The sequence below is a fragment of the Bradyrhizobium sp. TM239 genome (genome assembly GCF_036247985.1).
GTDB classification, from domain to species: domain Bacteria; phylum Pseudomonadota; class Alphaproteobacteria; order Rhizobiales; family Xanthobacteraceae; genus Bradyrhizobium; species Bradyrhizobium ottawaense.
Map to the genome: position 1 here is coordinate 158,647 of NZ_BTIR01000008.1, position 17,754 is coordinate 176,400.

Annotated in this window: 17 protein-coding genes; 5 read left to right on the forward strand and 12 right to left on the reverse strand. The window is 66.2% G+C overall.

All coding sequences use genetic code 11. The features are described 5' to 3' along the window. The first annotated feature begins 85 nt into the window (after positions 1–85). Positions 86–1,024 carry a GlxA family transcriptional regulator gene (locus tag AABA84_RS14510; protein WP_212244420.1) on the forward strand — a complete coding sequence of 313 codons (939 nt, stop codon included), beginning with the start codon at positions 86–88 and terminating at the stop codon, positions 1,022–1,024. Here the strand turns inward: AABA84_RS14510 and AABA84_RS14515 are convergent. Both AABA84_RS14515 and AABA84_RS14520 read right to left on the reverse strand, forming a co-directional pair. Then, on the reverse strand, positions 1,021–2,025 hold the full coding sequence (locus AABA84_RS14515) for a Na+-dependent transporter (RefSeq protein WP_338312371.1): 1,005 nt from the start codon (positions 2,023–2,025) through the stop codon (positions 1,021–1,023). The two genes, AABA84_RS14510 and AABA84_RS14515, sit on opposite strands and share 4 nt — an antisense overlap. Positions 2,026–2,141: 116 nt before the next feature. After that, a complete protein-coding gene (locus AABA84_RS14520; protein ID WP_338312372.1) occupies positions 2,142–3,089 on the reverse strand; it encodes an alpha/beta hydrolase in 948 nt (315 codons plus the stop codon). 207 nt (positions 3,090–3,296) lie between these two features. On the opposite strand from AABA84_RS14520, the gene AABA84_RS14525 reads away from it, so the two are divergent. Further along, the gene (locus tag AABA84_RS14525) at positions 3,297–4,328 is read left to right on the forward strand and encodes a DUF2155 domain-containing protein (protein WP_338306775.1); all 1,032 of its coding nucleotides are present in this window, start codon (positions 3,297–3,299) and stop codon (positions 4,326–4,328) included. A 68-nt stretch (positions 4,329–4,396) separates the two neighbouring features. Here the strand turns inward: AABA84_RS14525 and aat are convergent, their stop codons facing one another. The 10 genes from aat to AABA84_RS14575 all read right to left on the reverse strand — a co-directional run bounded on the left by aat (position 4,397) and on the right by AABA84_RS14575 (position 14,297). Next, positions 4,397–5,077, reverse strand: a complete 681-nt coding sequence (gene aat / locus AABA84_RS14530) for a leucyl/phenylalanyl-tRNA--protein transferase (protein ID WP_212244412.1) — start codon at positions 5,075–5,077, stop codon at positions 4,397–4,399. 62 nt (positions 5,078–5,139) lie between these two features. Further along, positions 5,140–6,243, reverse strand: coding sequence for a sensor histidine kinase (locus AABA84_RS14535; RefSeq protein WP_338312373.1), 1,104 nt, complete (start codon positions 6,241–6,243; stop codon positions 5,140–5,142). Further along, positions 6,240–6,680, reverse strand: a complete 441-nt coding sequence (locus AABA84_RS14540; RefSeq protein ID WP_018323001.1) for a response regulator — start codon at positions 6,678–6,680, stop codon at positions 6,240–6,242. Before AABA84_RS14540 ends, AABA84_RS14535 begins: the two co-directional genes overlap by 4 nt. A 5-nt stretch (positions 6,681–6,685) precedes the next feature. Further along, the gene (locus AABA84_RS14545) at positions 6,686–8,194 is read right to left on the reverse strand and encodes a sensor histidine kinase (protein WP_212244408.1); all 1,509 of its coding nucleotides are present in this window, start codon (positions 8,192–8,194) and stop codon (positions 6,686–6,688) included. Between the two features lie 105 nt (positions 8,195–8,299). Further along, positions 8,300–9,658 carry an acetyl-CoA carboxylase biotin carboxylase subunit gene (gene accC, locus AABA84_RS14550; protein ID WP_212244406.1) on the reverse strand — a complete coding sequence of 453 codons (1,359 nt, stop codon included), beginning with the start codon at positions 9,656–9,658 and terminating at the stop codon, positions 8,300–8,302. 101 nt (positions 9,659–9,759) lie between these two features. Beyond that, positions 9,760–10,248 (reverse strand): acetyl-CoA carboxylase biotin carboxyl carrier protein, encoded by a 489-nt coding sequence (gene accB / locus AABA84_RS14555; protein ID WP_212244404.1) that lies wholly within the window; start codon positions 10,246–10,248, stop codon positions 9,760–9,762. 38 nt (positions 10,249–10,286) lie between these two features. Beyond that, a complete protein-coding gene (gene aroQ / locus AABA84_RS14560) occupies positions 10,287–10,754 on the reverse strand; it encodes a type II 3-dehydroquinate dehydratase (RefSeq protein ID WP_338312374.1) in 468 nt (155 codons plus the stop codon). 256 nt (positions 10,755–11,010) lie between these two features. Next, entirely contained in the window at positions 11,011–11,823 is an 813-nt protein-coding gene (locus tag AABA84_RS14565; protein WP_338312375.1) for a DUF1236 domain-containing protein, read from the reverse strand. A gap of 207 nt (positions 11,824–12,030) precedes the next feature. Next, entirely contained in the window at positions 12,031–12,798 is a 768-nt protein-coding gene (locus AABA84_RS14570) for a DsbA family protein (RefSeq protein ID WP_338306771.1), read from the reverse strand. A gap of 98 nt (positions 12,799–12,896) precedes the next feature. Then, on the reverse strand, positions 12,897–14,297 hold the full coding sequence (locus tag AABA84_RS14575; RefSeq protein WP_212244399.1) for a M48 family metalloprotease: 1,401 nt from the start codon (positions 14,295–14,297) through the stop codon (positions 12,897–12,899). Between the two features lie 204 nt (positions 14,298–14,501). Here AABA84_RS14575 and AABA84_RS14580 point away from each other — a divergent pair, with 204 nt between their 5' ends. From AABA84_RS14580 to AABA84_RS14590, 3 genes are all read left to right on the forward strand, one after another. Continuing rightward, positions 14,502–15,689, forward strand: coding sequence for a pyridoxal phosphate-dependent aminotransferase (locus tag AABA84_RS14580; protein WP_212244397.1), 1,188 nt, complete (start codon positions 14,502–14,504; stop codon positions 15,687–15,689). Positions 15,690–15,778: 89 nt separating this feature from the next. Then, complete coding sequence (locus tag AABA84_RS14585) at positions 15,779–16,333, forward strand: biotin transporter BioY (protein WP_338307183.1); 555 nt, start codon at positions 15,779–15,781, stop codon at positions 16,331–16,333. A gap of 83 nt (positions 16,334–16,416) precedes the next feature. Further along, complete coding sequence (locus tag AABA84_RS14590) at positions 16,417–17,751, forward strand: dicarboxylate/amino acid:cation symporter (RefSeq protein WP_338312376.1); 1,335 nt, start codon at positions 16,417–16,419, stop codon at positions 17,749–17,751. Positions 17,752–17,754 lie beyond the last annotated feature (3 nt).

Consider the following 17,754-nt stretch of genomic DNA (forward strand, 5'->3'; position numbering starts at 1 on the left):
TCCAAAGATGAGCTTGACGCGCGAAGACTGGCATGGTGCGGTCGTGTCTGAAATGGCGTAATTCCCACTATTTCGGACATACCCTATGATCGGCATCCTGATCTTCCCGGATTTCCAGCTGCTCGATGCGGCCGGCCCGATCTCGGTGTTCGAGGTCGCGGCGCGCTGCACCGGCAAGACGCTTGCGCTGCGCGTGCTGGCCGCGAGCGCGGGACTGGTGCGCAGCTCGTCGGGCGTCGAGATGATGGCGCGCGACTTCAAGTCGGCGAATGCGATCACGACGCTGGTGGTCGCGGGCGGCGCGGGCGTTGCGGATGCCGCGCGCTGCGAGGTCACGCGCGCCTTCGTGCAGCGGCTGGCGCGGCGCGGCGTGCGCGTCGCGAGCGTCTGCTCGGGCGCCTATGTGCTGGCCGAGGCGGGGCTGCTCGACGGCCGCCGCGCCACCACGCATTGGGGCCGGACGCGCGATTTCGTCGCGCGCTATCCGAAGGTGAAGTTCGAGCCGGACCAGATCTTCACCCGCGACGGCAATGTCTGGACGTCGGCCGGCATCACCGCGGGGATCGATCTGGCGCTCGCGATGGTCACCGAGGACCATGGCGAGGAGATCGCGCAGGCCGTCGCGCGGCAGCTCGTGCTCTACCATCGCCGCAGCGGCGGCCAGTCGCAGTTCTCCTCGCTGCTGGAGCTGAAGACGCCGAACGGCCGCTTCGGCGCGCTGTTGTCCTGGGCGCGCGAAAATCTCGATGCGCCGCTGACGGTGGAGGACCTCGCCGATCGCGCCGGCATGAGCGCACGGCATTTCGCCCGCGCCTTCGCCGCCGAGACCGGCGCGACGCCGTCGAAGGCGATCGAGCGGCTGCGGCTCGAAGTCGCGCGCGAGCGCGTGCAGTCCTCGCGCGAGGCGATCGAGCTCGTCGCAGAGGCGACCGGCTTCGGCGACCCCGAGCGCATGCGGCGCGCCTTCATCCGCGCCTTCGGCCAGCCGCCGCAGGCGCTGCGGCGGGCGGCGCGGGCGGGCTAGGGCGTGCTCGTCGCGGCAGAGCCGGAGGCCTGCGCGCGCGCCGTTAGGCGCCGCGCGATCGGCGTCAGCATGTAGGGCGCAAGATGAATCGGAAACTGCGTCATCGCGAAATAGAGCCAGGTGGCGGGCGGCAATGCGCCGGCTGTGGCCGCCAGCATCAGGCCGAGATTGCGCTGTGACACCATCAGCCCGAGTGCGAGCGCGCGTTCATAGCCGATGCGGCGGAACAGCAGCGTGGTGATCGCGAGCAGGGTGAAGTAGATCGCGAACGACAGAGCCGCGAGGCTGAGGGTGAAAAGCGGCTCGCGCACGAGGTCGCTCACGACATCGCCCATGATCGCGGCAGCGAAGATGAAGAGGATGACGATGTTGAGGCCGTCGATCGGCGTCTTGTGACGCTGGATCGCCTCCGCGCCGAAGATCCATCGGATGGCGGTCGCCGCGAGCAGCGATGCTGCGAGGATGCCGAGCAGTTTCAAGCCCAGCGTCAGCGGCGTGACGCTGAGCATGTCGCCGAGGAAGAGGCCGGCGAATAGCGAGGCCGTGAAGGGCACCAGCGCGGTCGAGGTCACCAGCGTGATCAGCACGAGCGTGGCATCGAGACCCATCAGCGCGGCCAGTGCCGGGGAGGCCATCATCGGCGAGGCCATGCTCTGGAGCATCAGTGCGAGCGAAAGCCCGGGCGCGCGCGCCGTGAGCCCGGTTGCGTGCGCGATCAGTCCGACGATCAGCGGCACGCCGATCGTGGTCCAGGCCGTGGCGGTTGCAACCAGCGCCGGCCGGCGCAGATGGCCGTAGAGCGCAACGAGATCGACCCGCATGAAGGAGATGCAGAGCAGGCACAGGATCGCCTCGGTGAGATAGGGACGCAGCAGCGCGCCGAGCGGTGGCACCGCGGCCGCGATGAAGACGACAGCGGCGACTCCGCGCGTGCCCTGGCTGCCGAGCCAGGTCAGGCCGCGCAGCGGGAGGGCGAGGGCAGTTGTGAGGATGGAAGGCATCTCGATGAGTGTCGGTACGTAGCGCGGACGAGCGCAGCGATGTCAGGGACGGTCTTTCCGCGTCGTGAGAGCGGTCCCGCATGTCGCTCTCGCTCCTGCGGCCTACGGGAGTTCCGCTATCCCAATCCCTTCAGCCACGCGCCGATCTCGCCGACGGCGACATTGGCCTGCTGCAACAGCTTGCCCATGGTGAAGAAGCCATGGAATTGGCCGGGATAGTGCTTGGTCGTGACGGATACGCCGGCCTGCCTGAGGCGCTCGGCATATTCATCGCCTTCGTCGCGCAGCGGATCGGCGCCGGCGGTCAGCACATAGGCCGGCGGCAGCCCGGCCAGGTTTTGCGCACGCGCCGGCGAAGCGCGCCAGTCGTGGATGTCGGCGGCGCCATTGAGGTAGTGGTCGCGAAACCAGCGGATCACCGAATGCGTCAGCAGCACGCTGGTCTCGGGCTCGCTGTGGGAGCCGTGCGTCATGGCGAAATCGGTGGCGGGATAGATCAGCAGCTGGCCCGCGAGCGCGGGACCGCCCGCCTCACGCGCGGCGAGCGCCACGACCGCGGTGAGATTGCCGCCGGCGCTATCGCCGCCGATCGAGAGGCGTGAGGCATCGATGCCGAGCTCGCGCGCGTTCGCGGCGATCCATTGGGTCGCGGCAATGGCGTCCTCGATGGCCGCGGGAAACTTGTGCTCCGGCGCGAGACGGTAGTCGACCGAGATCACGATCAGCGCGCCGTCGACCGCGAGCTGTCGGCAGACGACGTCGTGGGAGTCGAGATCGCCGATCACCCAGCCGCCGCCATGGAAGAACACCAGCGCCGGCGACAGGCCGTCGTGTCGGCGCGGCGCCTTGGGAACGTAGAGGCGTGCGGGGATCACCCCGTGCTGCGCCGGGATCGATAGCGTCGTGACGCGCGCGAGCTCCGGCGGCTCGGGGTTGGTGGCAAAGCGCGCCTGAGCATAATAGGTGCGCGCTTCCGGCGCGGTCAGGGTCTCGTAGGCGGGGCCGCCGGCCTCCTGGAAAGCCTTGTAGACGGCGGCGGCATCGGGATCGAGCACAACGGGCATGGAGGGGCGCACCTCGGGGGTTCCGGTTGTCGTTGGATGTCATTTTCGGGGCGATGCCCGCCTCGCGCCCCTGGGAGGGCTTTCCGACTATCCCACCCGTCAGCCGCCCTGGCCAGCGGGCGGCGGGCAGGGCAGGGATGCCGCCCTTCCCCCGCCGTATTCCCCGTGTTAACCGGAGGGCCTGCGAGCGGCGGTATCCCCTGTAGAATGTCCAACGAGCCCGATTCGCTGTTGAAGCCGCGCGAGATGTTTCGATCCATTACCCTGACAGGTCTTGCGGCGCTTTTGGCCGCCACCGCGCTGACGGCTGCGACGCCGGCTCAGGCGCAGATCGGCACGATCTTTTCCGATCCGCCGCCGCTGCGCCCGCCCGGCAACATTCCGCGCGGCCAGCCCCAGCCGCAGCAGATTCCCGATGACGACGAAGAGGTGCCGGAGCTGCCGCCGCAGGGCCGCGTGCTGCCGTCGCGCCCGATGCCTCCGCCTCAGGGACGGCAGGGCAATGTGATGCCGGGGCCGGTCGAGACCCAGCCGCTGGCGCCGCCGCCGGGCTCCACCGTCGCTCCGCCGAACCAGCCGCCGCCTGTGGCGGTCGCGCCGCCGGGCGCCCAGCCGGGCACGCCGGGTCGCCAGCCGCAGCAGAAGGGCGGGCCGGGTGGCGCCGTGCCGCAGACCCCGGCAAGCCTGCAGCCGGGCGACGAGGTTGTCACCGAGCCGCCGGCCCAGAAGATCGTGAACAAGAAGGCGACCTTCTCCGGCCTCGACAAGATCACCGGACGCATCATCAATTTCGACGAGGAGATCGGCGAGACCGTCCAGTTCGGCGCGCTCAGGGTCAAGACCGACGCCTGCTACACGCGGCCGGCGACCGAGGCCACCAACACCGACGCGTTCGTGGAGGTCGACGAGATCACCCTGCAGGGCGAGGTGAAGCGGATCTTCTCGGGTTGGATGTACGCGGCAAGCCCTGGCCTGCACGGCGTCGAGCACCCGATCTACGACATCTGGCTCACCGACTGCAAAGAGCCGCAGCAGACCATTGCGACCGCAGCGCCGGATCCGGCGACCAAGCCTGCACCTCCGCCGCCGCCCGCGCAGAAGAAGGCCGCGCCGAAGCAGGTGCAGCAGCGTCCGCCGCAGCCTCTGCCGCCGATCCAGCAGCAGCAACCGGCACCGCCACCGCCTCCGCCGCCGGAGCAGCGGCCGGGTCTGTTCGGTATCCCGGGGTTTGGCCGTTAGGCCAAATCCCCCGGGGTTTGGCCGCTAGGCCAAATCCCCCGGCTTCGGCCGCTAAGCCTGGCTGTCGATCATTGCCGCGCGGCGATGATCTCGAGTGCACGCGCTCCCGGGATAGCCTCACCCGCAGAGAGCTTCAGGAAATCGCCGGGCTCGCCCGCGAGCGCCTTGTCGAGCAGCGCAGTGTAGCGCCGCCGCGAGATCTCGGCCGCGCCAAAGCTCTTCAGATGCTCTGTGACATATTGGGTGTCGAGCAGCTCGAAGCCGCCATGGATGAGCCGCGCGACCAGATGCACCAGAGCGACCTTGGAGGCATCGCGCGCGGTGTGGAACATACTCTCGCCGAAGAAGGCTCGTCCGAGGCTCACGCCGTACAGCCCGCCGACGAGATCCTCGCCCTGCCAGGCCTCGACGCTGTGGCAATGGCCGAGCTCGTGCAGGCCGCCATAGAGGTCACGGATGCGCTTGTTGATCCAGGTGTCCTCGCGTCCGGCCTGCGGCGCGGCGCAGCCGGCGATCGTCGCCTTGAACGCGGTGTTGACGGTCACGCGAAACACATCCGAGCGCACGGTGCGCGCGAGCCGCGAGGCGACGCGAAATCCGTCGAGGGGGATGACGCCGCGCAGCTCCGGCTCGACCCAGAACAGGGTCGGATCTTCGGCGCTTTCGGCCATCGGAAAGATGCCGCAGGCATAGGCGCGCAGCAGCACGGCCGGTGTGATTTCAGACGGGGCGGAGTCGCGCGAAGTCATGGTTCGCGATCATAGCAGGATCGCGATGCGGTTGCGATGGGGGTGCGCAGCAGGGCGCGAGATCAGCTCGCGGCGGCTGTGCTGGTCCTGCCGGGGGCTGCGGGCATGCGAGCGAATTTCAGCACGATCCGGGTTCCGGAATGGGTGGGATCGCGCTCGACCGTGGCGTCGAGCTTGGAGGCCATCGCCGCGACGATGCGCTGGCCCATGCCGGTGGAGCGCGGATCGGCCTTGACGTTGTCGCCGACGCCGTTGTCGGTGATCGACAGCAGGACATCGTCGCCGTGCGCGTGCAGCTCGACATGGATCGGGCCGGCGCCGTCGGGATAGGCGTATTTCACCGCGTTCATCACCAGCTCGTTGACGATGATGCCGACGGCGACCGCGCGATCGGGATCGATCTCGATCGGCTCGGCCTTCAGCGTCAGGCGCGACATCCGGTTACCTTCGGCGGAGCGGCGGAGATCCTCGAGCAGCGAGTCCAGATACTGGTTCAGCACCACGCTCTTCAGATCCTGCGAGGTGTAGAGGCGGCGGTGCACCTGCGCGACTGCGGCGACGCGGCCCATCGCATTGGTCAGTGCCGCCTTGACCTCGTCCTGCGCGGCGGAGCTTGCCTGAAGGTGCAGCAGCGAGGCGATGATCTGGAGCGAGTTGCCGACGCGGTGGTTGACCTCGCGCAGCAGCAGCTCGCGTTCGGCCGCAAGGGCGGCATAGCGGTCGCGCGAGGCGTGGATCTCGGCTTCCGCCTCCTCGCGCGCCTTCTGCAATTCGGCCTGGCGCAGCGCGCCCTCGGTTGCGACGTGGAGCAGGGGGATGAAATCGCCCGTGACGTCCTTGACGAGATAGTCGGCCGCGCCGGCCTTCAGCGCGGTGACGGCGATGCTGGAATCCTGCGAGGCCGTGACGAACACCACGGGCGGGGCGCCCGGGATCGCCATGATCTGCTCCAGCGTCTCGAGGCCATCGAGGCCGGGCATGTACTGGTCGAGCGCGACCACGTCGATACCGCCCTCGGCAACCGCGCGGCGGATGCGCTCCAAACCTTCCTCGCCGCTCGCAGCATGGACGACCCGGTAGCCGCGCCGCGTCAGGCCGCGCTCGACCAGGCGCGCCAGCGCACCGTCGTCGTCGATGTAGAGCAGTGTCGGCGTGCGCTGGTTCATGGGGCGGCGGGCGGGACCTGGATGACCGAGAAGAACAGGCCAAGCTGCCGGATGGCATTGGCGAAATTCTCGTAGTTGACGGGCTTGGTGATGTAGACGTTGCAGCCGAGTTCGTAGCAGCGCTTGATTTCCTGGGAATCGTCGGTGGTGGTCAGCACCACCACCGGCGAAGCCTTCAGATATTTGTTTTCCTTGATCTGCCGCAGGATGTCGATCCCGGTCATGTCGGGCAGGTTGAGGTCGAGCAGGATCAAGAGCGCATTACCCTTCTGCACGAGCCCGCTGCCGTCGGCACCGAACAGATGCTGCATCGCGTCCGTGCCGTTGGGAAACGAGACGATCTCGTTGTTCACTCCCGACCGGCGGATGTTGCGCTCGATCAGGCGGGCGTGGCCCTCGTCGTCCTCGATCATGATGATGGTGACAGGCTGGGTCATAGATCTCAGTTCCGGTTGCTCACATTCCAGGCGATCGGCAGCGTGATCGTGAAGGTGCTGCCCGCGTCCAGTTCCGATGATACCGACATGGTGCCACCGAGGCGACGCACAAGTGCACGCACATGTGCAAGACCAATGCCTTGGCCGGGCTTGTCCTGGGTTCCCGCGCGGCGGAACAGGTCGAATATCCGCTGGTGATCCTTCGGATCGATCCCGCGGCCATTGTCGCTGATCTCGAAGATAGCGTAGCCGAGCTTGGTCCGCCCGCGGATTCTGATCTCGCCGGGCACCCCGCGCTTCAGGTACTTGATCGCATTGTCGATCAGATTGGAGAAGATCTGCTCGAGTGCGAGCCGGTCGCTGACGATGTCAGGCAGGGCCTCGAGGTGGATCTGGGCCTGCGCCTCGGTGGCCTGGTGGGCCAGCGTCGACACGATGGCCTCGATCAGCTCGCTGGTGTCGATCTTCACGGGCTGGAATTCGCGCCGACCCTCGCGGGTGAGGTTGAGGATGGCCGAAATCAGCCGGTCCATCTTGGCGATCGACGTCTTGATGAAGCCGAGCGCTTCGGAAAAATCCTCCGAGAGCTGCTTGTCGGCGCCTTCGAGCGCGATCTCGCCGGGTGCCAGCGGCGGCCCGCCGGCGGGGACTTGAGTGAGGCTGCCGATGCGGCGGAAGACATCGCCGCTGAGCTCCTCGAGCTCGCTGGTGAAGCCCATGATGTTGACGAGCGGCGAGCGCAGATCGTGGCTGACGATATAGGCAAAGCGCTGGATCTCGTCGTTGGCTTCGCGCAGGTCGGCCGTGCGTTCGTCGACGACGGCCTCCAGGTTGACGTTGGCATCGCGCAGGCGCGCTTCGGCCTCGTCACGGGCGCGGGCCGAGCGCCGCACCAGCCAGGTCGAGATCAGGGCCAGCAGCACCACCAGGCCGGAGCCGATGCCGGTCATCGATGCAGCCAGGGTCTGGCTCCGGTCGGAGTTTGCCGTTCGGACCCGGAACAGCCGCTCCTCCTCGCGGATCATCGCGTTGGCCATGTTGGTGATCGTCGTCGTGGTGTTGCCGGCCGCGGCCTCGCGGATCAGCGCCGTGGCGCTGTCGGGTTGGCCCTGCCTCACGAACGTCATCTCGCGCGAGAACTGGTCGAGCCGGGTCGCGATCGCCGCGCTCAGCTTCTCGATGCTGTCGCGTTGCGCCGGATTGTCGCCGATCTGGCGCGTGAGCTTGTCGAGTGCCGGAATGATCGCAGCGACGGCCTTCTCGTGGTCCGACTGGAAATCCGGTCCCTGCGTCAGGAGAAAGCCGCGGGCGCTGCTCTCGGCGCGTCGGATTTCGAGCAGCAGGCTGTTGATCTGGTTTTCCGCCTCGATGGTGTGAACCACCCATTTGCTGTCGTCTCTGGCCTTGTTGACCAGATAGACCGAGCCGGCGCTGATCCCGGTCAGAATCAGAAGGCCCGCCGAGATCAGCAGGATCTGCCAAAATGCGCGCCGTCGTTGGGCCTCGGCCGTCACGACTGCCTCGCTCTGTCGCACTCAGCGGAAGTCAAAACGCCCCCTTGGAACTGTCCCCGCGTCGAGAACGCGATGGGGGCCAAAGGGTTCCACGGCGAAGGCGGATTATTGCGGGGCGGGTTCCGTCTTGCCGGCGAGGTACTGTTCCAGCCAGTGGATGTGGTAGTCGCCGTTGATGATGTCGTCTTCCCGCACCAGCGCGCGGAACAGCGGCAGCGTGGTCTCGATGCCTTCCACGACCATCTCGTCCAGTGCCCGGCGCAGCCGCATCAGGCATTCGGCCCGGGTCTTGCCGTGCACGATCAGCTTGCCGACCAGGGAATCGTAATAGGGCGGGATCGTGTAGCCCTGGTAGACCGCGGAATCGATGCGGACGCCGAGGCCGCCCGGCGGATGGTATTGCAATATGCGGCCTGGCGAGGGGCGGAAGGTCTGAGGATGCTCGGCGTTGATGCGGCACTCGATCGCATGGCCGATGACCTGGACTTCTTCCTGTCTTGCCGGCAAATCGCCGCCGGCGGCGATGCGGATCTGCTCCAGCACGAGGTCGATGTCGGTGATGCTCTCGGTGACGGGATGCTCGACCTGGATGCGGGTGTTCATCTCGATGAAGTAGAACTCGCCGTCCTCGAACAGGAATTCGATCGTGCCGACGCCGAGATATTTCATCTCGCGCATCGCTTTGGCGCAGGTTTCGCCGATCTTGGCGCGCGCGGCGGCGGAAAGGACAGGCGAGGGGCCCTCTTCCCAGACCTTCTGGTGACGGCGTTGCAGCGAGCAGTCGCGCTCGCCGAGATGGATCGCGCCGCCCCGGCCGTCGCCGAGAATCTGGATCTCGATGTGGCGCGGCTTCTGGAGGTATTTTTCCAGATAGACCGAGGCATCGCCGAAAGCGGATTTGGCCTCGTTGGCCGCCGTCGACAGCGCCACCTGAAGGTCGGCCTCGCTATGCGCGACCTTCATGCCGCGGCCACCGCCGCCGGCCGCCGCCTTCACCAGCACCGGAAAGCCGATCTTCCTGGCGATCGCCAGCGCGTCGTCATCGGGACCGACCGCACCGTCGGAGCCGGGCACCACGGGAATGCCGAGCTTCTTGGCGGTCTTCTTCGCCTCGATCTTGTCGCCCATCAGGCGGATGTGCTCGGCCTTGGGACCGATGAAATGCAGATTGTGCTCGGCGAGGATCTCCGCGAAGCGGGCATTCTCGGACAGGAAGCCGTAACCGGGATGCACGGCATCGGCGCCCGTGATCTCGCAGGCCGCGAGCAGCGCGGGCACGTTGAGATAGCTGTCCTTGGATGCCGGCGGCCCGATGCAGACGCTCTCGTCCGACAGGCGCACATGCATGGCATCGGCGTCGGCGGTGGAGTGCACGGCGACGGTCGCGATGCCGAGCTCCTTGCAGGCCCTGAGGATGCGAAGGGCGATCTCGCCGCGATTGGCTATGAGGATCTTGTCGAACATGGTGCCTCAGCGGGCGAAGAGGGGGAGTAGGGAATAGTGGGTGGCGAATAGCGAGCAGGGGAACGGTGATGCCATTCGCCACTCGCTAATCGCCATTCGCCTTACTCGATGATCACCAGCGGCTCGCCGTACTCGACCGGCTGGCCGTCCTCGACCAGGATCTGCGTCACCGTGCCGGCGCGCGGCGAGGGGATCTGGTTCATGGTCTTCATGGCTTCGATGATCAGCAGGGTCTGTCCGACCGAGACCTTGCTGCCGACCTCGATGAACGGCTTGGCGCCGGGCTCCGGTGCCCAATAGGCGGTGCCGACCATTGGCGAGGAGACGGCGCCAGGATGCTTCGACAGGTCAGGGCCGGCGGCGGCAGGCGCGGCGGAGGCCACCGGCAGGGCGGCGGGTGCGGCCGCCATCTGCATCGGCATGGTCGCAGCAACGCTGATGTTGCGGGCGACGCGCAGGCGCAGGCCCGCACGTTCGATCTCGATCTCGGTGAGGCTGGTCTCATCGAGCAGCAAAGCGAGCTCGCGGACGAGCGCGGAATCCTCGCTGGAAAACTTTGCGGCTGCTTTGTCGTCTGGCTGGCGCGCCATGTTCTTTGATCCGAATGTTCTGTTTGATGAAGGGGGCTTCAGGCTTTGGGCTTGATGGCAAGCTTGGCGGCAAGGCCCTGGATGGCGAGGCGATAGCCCTCGATGCCGAAACCGCAGAGCGAGGCGAAAGCCGCGCGTGCGGTGTAGGAGTGGTGACGAAAGCTCTCGCGGGCGTGGATGTTGGTCACATGCACTTCGACCGTCGGGATCTGCACCGCGAGCAGCGCGTCGTGCAGCGCGATCGAGGTATGCGAATAGCCGCCGGCATTGATGATGATGCCCTTCATCTTGCGCGCATGCGCCTCGTGGATGAAGTCGATCAACTCGCCCTCGCGGTTGGACTGCCGGCAATCGGCCTTGAGGCCGAACGTTGCCGCGATCTCCCGGCACAGCGCCTCGACGTCGGCCAGCGTGGCGTGGCCGTACTTCTCGGGCTCGCGCGTCCCCAACATGTTGAGGTTCGGCCCGTTCAGGACGAGGATCGTATCGGTTGCTGGTTCGGCCATTCCTATCCCGGCAGGTGCTTCGGCGTGGCGGGGTTATAGGTAACAAAGCGGCCTAGGGGAAGCCTTGAAGGGCCTCCCAGGGGCCTTCAGGTACCTCATCCCCGGTGCAAAAACCTGTGCGGAAGCTACGGAAATTGCTTGTTAACCAGTTCTAATCGTGGCTGCCGGAGGGAGGCTCGCGGGGGAGGGCGACGCACAGGCCAAAGGCCCCTGCCGATGTCTCGGCAAGGGCCCATGTGGGCTTCAGCGAAGCAGCTTAGCCTTCGATGATGTAGACGATCTCGCGCGTCTGCGGACGGACGATCACGTACTGGCCGCGGACGTAGATCACTTCATAGCCACGCCATTGCGGATAGATCTCGACGATCCGGGGCGGCAGCGGGTGGAAGTGGACCGATGCCGGGATCGCGGCGCCGACCGCGATGTTGAAGTTGACGTTGGTGGTCTCCTCGATCTTGGTCGACTTGATCGCCGTCGAGATTTCAGTCCGCTTCTCGGCGGGCGGCGCAGCCGCGGTTGCAGAGGCGTTACCCGTCGTGGTCTGAGACTTGCTGTCGGTGGTAGCCGGACGGTTCTCGGCATTGTTGCTCTTGGCGGCGCCGCCCGCCTTGTTGTCCTCGGCCTTCATGTCCCTGGCACCGGACTTGGTGGAATCGGACTTGGTCGAGTCCGAGCTCATGCTCTTCGACTTGTCCTGCGCGCCCTGGGCTCGCTCACCCTTGACGTCGCCTTTGGCAGCGCCGGCCTTGTCATCGGCTGCGTTCTTGTTCATCGAGCCGGACTTTTCCATCCCGCCCGACTTCTCCATCGTGCCGGAGGACTTCTCCTCGGCGGCTCCGCCGGGCTTCATGGCGCCGCCGGCCTGGCCGACAGTGCCCTTGTCCCGGCTCATGGCGCCGCCATGATCTGCCGCGCCACCCGAAGGCTGCGCGTGCTGCGCCGGCTGCTGTTGCGTCGGCTGTGCGCCTGCCGCACCACCGGTATCGCCTTTCATGCCCTGTGCGTTCGCCACACCGGCGCCCGCGACGAGTGCGGCCGCGGCAACCGAGATCATAAAGCGGTTCAACATCGAAATTCTCCTCACGTGGTTCTTTGCGTCATTGCCCGCGCCGACAACGAAAGGGGATTTGAGTTGTTCCGGAACTTCGTCTGTTCCGCGGCATTTGTTTGTTGAACGCCAGATGAATGACTTCGCACGAAGCTGCCAACGTTCGGCGCAAGAAAAAAGGCCGGCTGTTCAGCCGGCCCTTCGTGTTCTCGGGATCGTAACGTGTGATCAGCAGGTCGCCTTGCCGCAGCGGGCAATGCCGATCTTTTCCCTGAGGCCTTCGACGCCGACGGCGCCGATCACGATCTGCTTGCCGATCACGTAGCTCGGCGTGCCGTTCATGCCCATCGCTTCGGCGAGCTTGAAGTTCTCCTCGATGGTGGCGCGCACCTCGGGGCTGGCGATGTCCTTCTCGATTTTGGCGGTGTCGAGGCCGGCTTCCTTGGCGGCTTGAAGCGCGCGCGCCTTGTCGGCGGCGCCGCGACCGCCGAGCAGCTTCTGGTGGAAGTCGAGATATTTCTTGCCGGAGGGATCCTGCATGCGCACGGCGACAGCGACCTGTGCCGCCTCCACCGAGCCCTGGCTCAGCACCGGAAATTCCTTCAGCACCACCTTCAGCTTCGGATCGGCCTTCATGAGGGTGAGCATGTCGTCCATCGCGCGCTTGCAGTAGCCGCAATTGTAATCGAAGAACTCGACGAAGGTGACGTCGCCGTCCTTGTTGCCGAGCACGACCTGGCGCGGCGAGTTGAAGATCGCGTCCGCATTCTGCGCGATGCTGGCCTCGTGCTTCTGCGTCTCGGCCGCGGCCTGCCGCTTGCTGAGCTCGGCCATGGCCTCCTCGAGCACCTCGGGATGGCTGATGAGGTAGTTCTTGATGATGGCCTCGATGTCGGTGCGCTGGGTGTCGGAGAAACTGTCGGCCGACGCGGGCACGGCTGCACCGAACAGGGCGAGCGCAAACAACGCGGGAGCAAGCAGGCGCAGCGAAGGCATAGGCAAATCCTCTTATCCAAAGCAGGTTTCGGAATACGTCCCGGCGGACTTAGGCTCGGTGTCGTGACGTCGTGGTATCGGGCGTCGTTCGAGTGGCGTCAGTTTCGCGGCGGCTTCGCCGCCACGATGTCGTCGGCCTTGACCCATCCGGGCGTACCGACGGCGAAACGGGTTTTCGCGCGCGTGGCGAGCTCGCGGGCGGTCTTGTTGTCGCCGCGCAGGTAAGCGGCTTGCGCCGAGGCGAGATCCGCTTCGGCATAGTCGCCCTTCCGGCCATAGGCCATCGCGAGCTGGGTAAAGCCGAGCACCGCCTCGGGCTCTCGCGCCACCGCGGCGCGGAGAATCCGAACGGCGTCGTCGGTGTAGGCCTTATTATCGGTTCCAACCAGAGCCTGCCCAAGTAACATCTCGATGAGGGGCGCGTTGTTGGAGAGCTGTGCGGCCTTGCGCAGCGGAGCGACCGCGTCGGCCGGCTTGCCGCTCTCCAACAGGGCCTGGCCGCGCACCTCGTAGAAGTACGGGTTGTTGGGCTGGACCTGGATCAGCGCGTCGATCTGGGCGAGCGCGCTGCGCAGATCGCCGTGCAGATAGGTGCTGATGGCGCGGGCATAGCGCGCCGGCATGCTGTCGTTGGTCTGGGGATAGCGGCGGTACACCGTCTCCGGCCGCTCCATGAACGCGGAGATCTTGGCGCGCACCATGTCGTGGCGGAGCTGGAGCGCGGGATCGTCCTTCTTGTTCCAGTAGGGGCTGGAGCTGGCGAATTCCTGAAGCGCGGCGACGCGCTCGGCCGGCATCGGATGCGACTGGAGATAGGGATCGGCGCCGCGCGCGGCGAACAGGCTCTCGCTGGTGAAGCGCTTGAAGGTCTCGTACATGCCCTTCGGCGATTGCTGGGTCGCAGTCAGGAATTTCACGCCGGCGCGGTCGGCGTTCTCCTCCTGCTGGCGCTGGTAGGACAACAGCGTCCGGCGGATCACCTCTTGCGGAGCGGAGATTGCGGCCGCGCCCGCATTGGCGAGCCCGTTGTTGCCGGCGCTGCTGCGCTGGGTGCTGCCCGCGGCGATCGCGCCTGCGCCGAGCAGCATCGCGATGATCATCTGGGTCTGGGCGGCGGCGAGCTGCTCGCGCAGCTTGGACAGATGGCCACCGGCCAGATGCCCGGTCTCGTGCGCGAGCACACCGATGATCTGGTTCGGCGTCTCCGATTGAAGGATCGCACCGTAATTGACGAAGATGCGGCGGCCGTCGGCGACGAACGCGTTGAACGAGCCGTCGTTGATGATCACCATCTGGATGTTCTGCTTCTCCAGACCCGCGGCGCGCAGGATCGGGCGCGTGTATTCGCGCAGCAGCTGCTCGGTCTCGGTGTCGCGCAGGACCGGGGGACCCTTCTGCTGCGCCCGCGCCGCCGGAAGCGGCAGCAACGCGATCGCCGCAGCCGTGACGAGGGCGGTGAGGGCGGAGGCCTTCTTGCGCAATGCGATCTGGAGCAACATCAAACGGTCTTGGTCAAACGGTCTGGCAAGGGGATTTGGAAAGCAGTTTCGTGATTGGTTTTGGCGATTGGCGGCGGACCGGATACGCGATATGCCCTTACGAGCCTTACCCCTTATGAGCCGTACAATGCGGCCAGTCTGGGGCGCAAGCGCCCCGTTTCCCGGACCGGACGCACCGGTCCGCCAGCGAAATAGCAGAAATCGATGCACGATGCGACATTGAGGAACCGGTTGGGGCAGTGGCTCGAGCCCTCCCGCCGCAGCGATGTTCCCCCGTTCATGGTGATGGACGTCATGGCCGCGGCGGCCCGAATCGAGGCCGCCGGCGGCCATGTCATCCATATGGAGGTCGGCCAGCCCGCGGCCGGGGCGCCGAGCACCGCGATTGCGGCCGCCCACGCGGCGCTCGAGGCCGGGCGGATCGATTATACCTCCGCGCTCGGTATTCCCAGTCTGCGCGAGCGCATCGCGCGCCATTACCGCGATGCCTATGGCTGTGACGTCAGCCCTGACAGGATCGTGGTGACCACCGGCTCCTCCGGCGGGTTCATTCTGGCCTTCCTGTCGATGTTCGAGCCCGGCGACCGCGTCGCCGTGACGGTGCCGGGGTATCCGCCTTATCGGCATATCCTCACCGCGCTCGGCTGCGAGCCGGTGCTGATCGAGACCACGAACGAGACGCGCCACGCGCTCACCGGCGAGGCGTTGCTCGCGGCGCATCGCAAGGCGCCGTTGAAGGGCGTGCTGGTCGGCAGCCCCGCCAATCCGACGGGGACGATGATGTCCCGCGAAGCGCTCGCCGGCCTGATGGCGGCCGCCGAAGACGCCGGGATCCGCTTCATCTCGGACGAGATCTATCACGGGCTGGACTATGCGTTTCCGGCGGTCACCGCGGCCGCGCTTTCCGAGCACGCACTCGTGATCAACTCGTTCTCGAAGTATTTTTGCATGACGGGCTGGCGCGTCGGCTGGATGGTCGTGCCTGAAATTCTGGTGCGGCCGATCGAGCGGCTCCAGCAGAACCTGTCGATCTCGGTGCCGTCGCTGTCGCAGATCGCGGCAGAAGCTGCCTTCGACGGCGCAGCCGAAATGGAGGCGATCAAGCATGGCTACCAGGAAAACCGGCGGATCTTGATCGAGGGATTGCCGAAAGCCGGCCTGGCCAAGTTCCTGCCGGCCGATGGTGCATTTTATCTCTATGCCGACGTCTCGGACTTCACCTCCGACAGTTTCGAATTCGCCAAGCAGATGCTGGAACAGGCGCGCGTCGCCGCCACGCCCGGGCTCGACTTCGATCCCATTCATGGCCGCTCGTTCATTCGTCTTTCCTATGCGCGCTCGCCCGGGGAGATGCGCGAGGCAGTTGACCGGATCGCTCACTGGCTTAAATAGCCGCCAGTTTTCGACCACTTCCGGAGTTGATCTTGTCTGACCGATCTGTCCCGACCTCTGCCACGCCGCATTTTCCTCTCGCCGCATTGATGTGGCCGACCCGGCCGGGCGAAACCGTTGGCGCAGTGCGCGCCGTCGTGCTGATTGCGCTCGGCACCGCATTGATGGCGCTGTCAGCCAAGGTCAGCCTGCCGCTGCCCTATGTGCCCATGACGCTGCAGACGCTGGTGGTGCTGATGATCGGCGCTGCCTATGGCTGGCGCCTTGGCAGCGCAACCATGGTCGCCTACCTCGCCGAAGGCGCGCTTGGCGCGCCGGTATTCGCCGGGCCGGTGGGGGGAATTGCACCGCTGGTTGGCCCCACCGCGGGCTATCTGTTCGGCTTCATTGCGGCCGCCTTCGTGACCGGCTGGCTCGCCGAGCGCGGCTGGGATCGCAGTGTGGTGTTGCTGTTTGCGGCGATGGCTGTCGGCCATATCGTCATTCTGGCCGCCGGGTTCGGCTGGCTGGCGTTCGGCCTGGGGCTCGGCGTTGCGAAGGCCTGGCAGGTCGGCATCGTGCCGTTCGTTGCGGCCTCGCTGGTCAAGAACGCGCTAGGCGCGGCGTTGATGCCGGCGGCGCGCAAGCTGATCGATCGCCGGTAAAACGCGCAGGAGCGGGCGGTTCCGATTGACAGGGCCGGCCAAGTTGATCTTGGCTGGCCAGTGTTTTGAGGGGGAGTGAAACGATGACGACGACAACGATGGCGGGGGCGCCGGTCGCGCCGCCCGTCGCCAAGCCGTGGTACAAGGTTCTCTACGTCCAGGTGCTGATTGCCATCGTGCTCGGCGCCATCGTCGGCTGGCTCTGGCCGACGATCGCCACCAACGAATGGATCAAGGCGCTCGGCGACGGCTTCATCAAGCTGATCAAGATGGTGATCGCGCCGATCATCTTCTGCACCGTCGTCTCCGGCATCGCCCACATTCAGGACGCCAAGAAGGTCGGCCGCATCGGCGTCAAGGCGCTGGTCTATTTCGAGGTCGTCTCGACCTTCGCGCTGGTCATCGGTCTCCTCGTCGGCAATCTCGCCAGGCCGGGCGCGGGCTTCGGCAATGCGGCGGCAAACGAGGCGGCCGTTGCAAATTACGCCAAGCAGGCCGCCGGCCAGAGGTCCGTCGACTTCGTGCTGCACATCATTCCGGACACCGTGGTCGGCGCGTTCGCGCAAGGCGAGATCCTCCAGGTGCTGCTGTTCTCGGTGCTGTTCGGCTTCGCGATCATGAGCCTCGGCGAGCGCGGCCACACCATTCGCAGCTTCATCGATGATGCCGCCCACGCCGTGTTCGGCGTCATCTCCATCGTGATGCGCGCGGCGCCGATCGGCGCGTTCGGCGCGATGGCCTACACGATCGGAAAGTTCGGCACCGGCGCCATCCTCAATCTGGTCGGGCTGATCGCCACCTTCTACCTCACTGCGGCGCTGTTCGTTTTCGTCGTGCTCGGCATCATCGCGCGCCTGGCTGGGTTCTCGATCTTCAAGTTCCTGGCCTACATCAAGGACGAATTGCTGATCGTGCTCGGCACCTCGTCCTCGGAAAGCGCGCTGCCGTCCCTGATGGAGAAGCTGGAGCGGCTCGGCTGCTCCAAGTCGGTGGTCGGCCTCGTGGTGCCCACGGGGTACTCGTTCAACCTCGACGGCACCAACATCTACATGACGCTGGCGACGCTCTTCATCGCGCAGGCGCTCGGCTACGATCTCAGCTTCAGCCAGCAATTGACCATCCTGGTCGTGGCGATGCTGACCTCGAAGGGCGCCTCCGGCATCACCGGAGCGGGCTTCATCACGCTGGCGGCGACGCTGGCCGTGGTCGACCCGCGCCTCGTGCCGGGCATGGCGATCGTGCTCGGCATCGACAAGTTCATGAGCGAGTGCCGCGCGTTGACCAATCTGTGCGGCAACGGCGTCGCCTGCGTGATCGTCGCCTGGTGGGAGGGTGAGCTCGACCGCGACAAGCTCAACGCCAACCTCTCCAAGCAGATCGATCCGACCGACATGGAGACGGCGATCACGACGGACTGATCT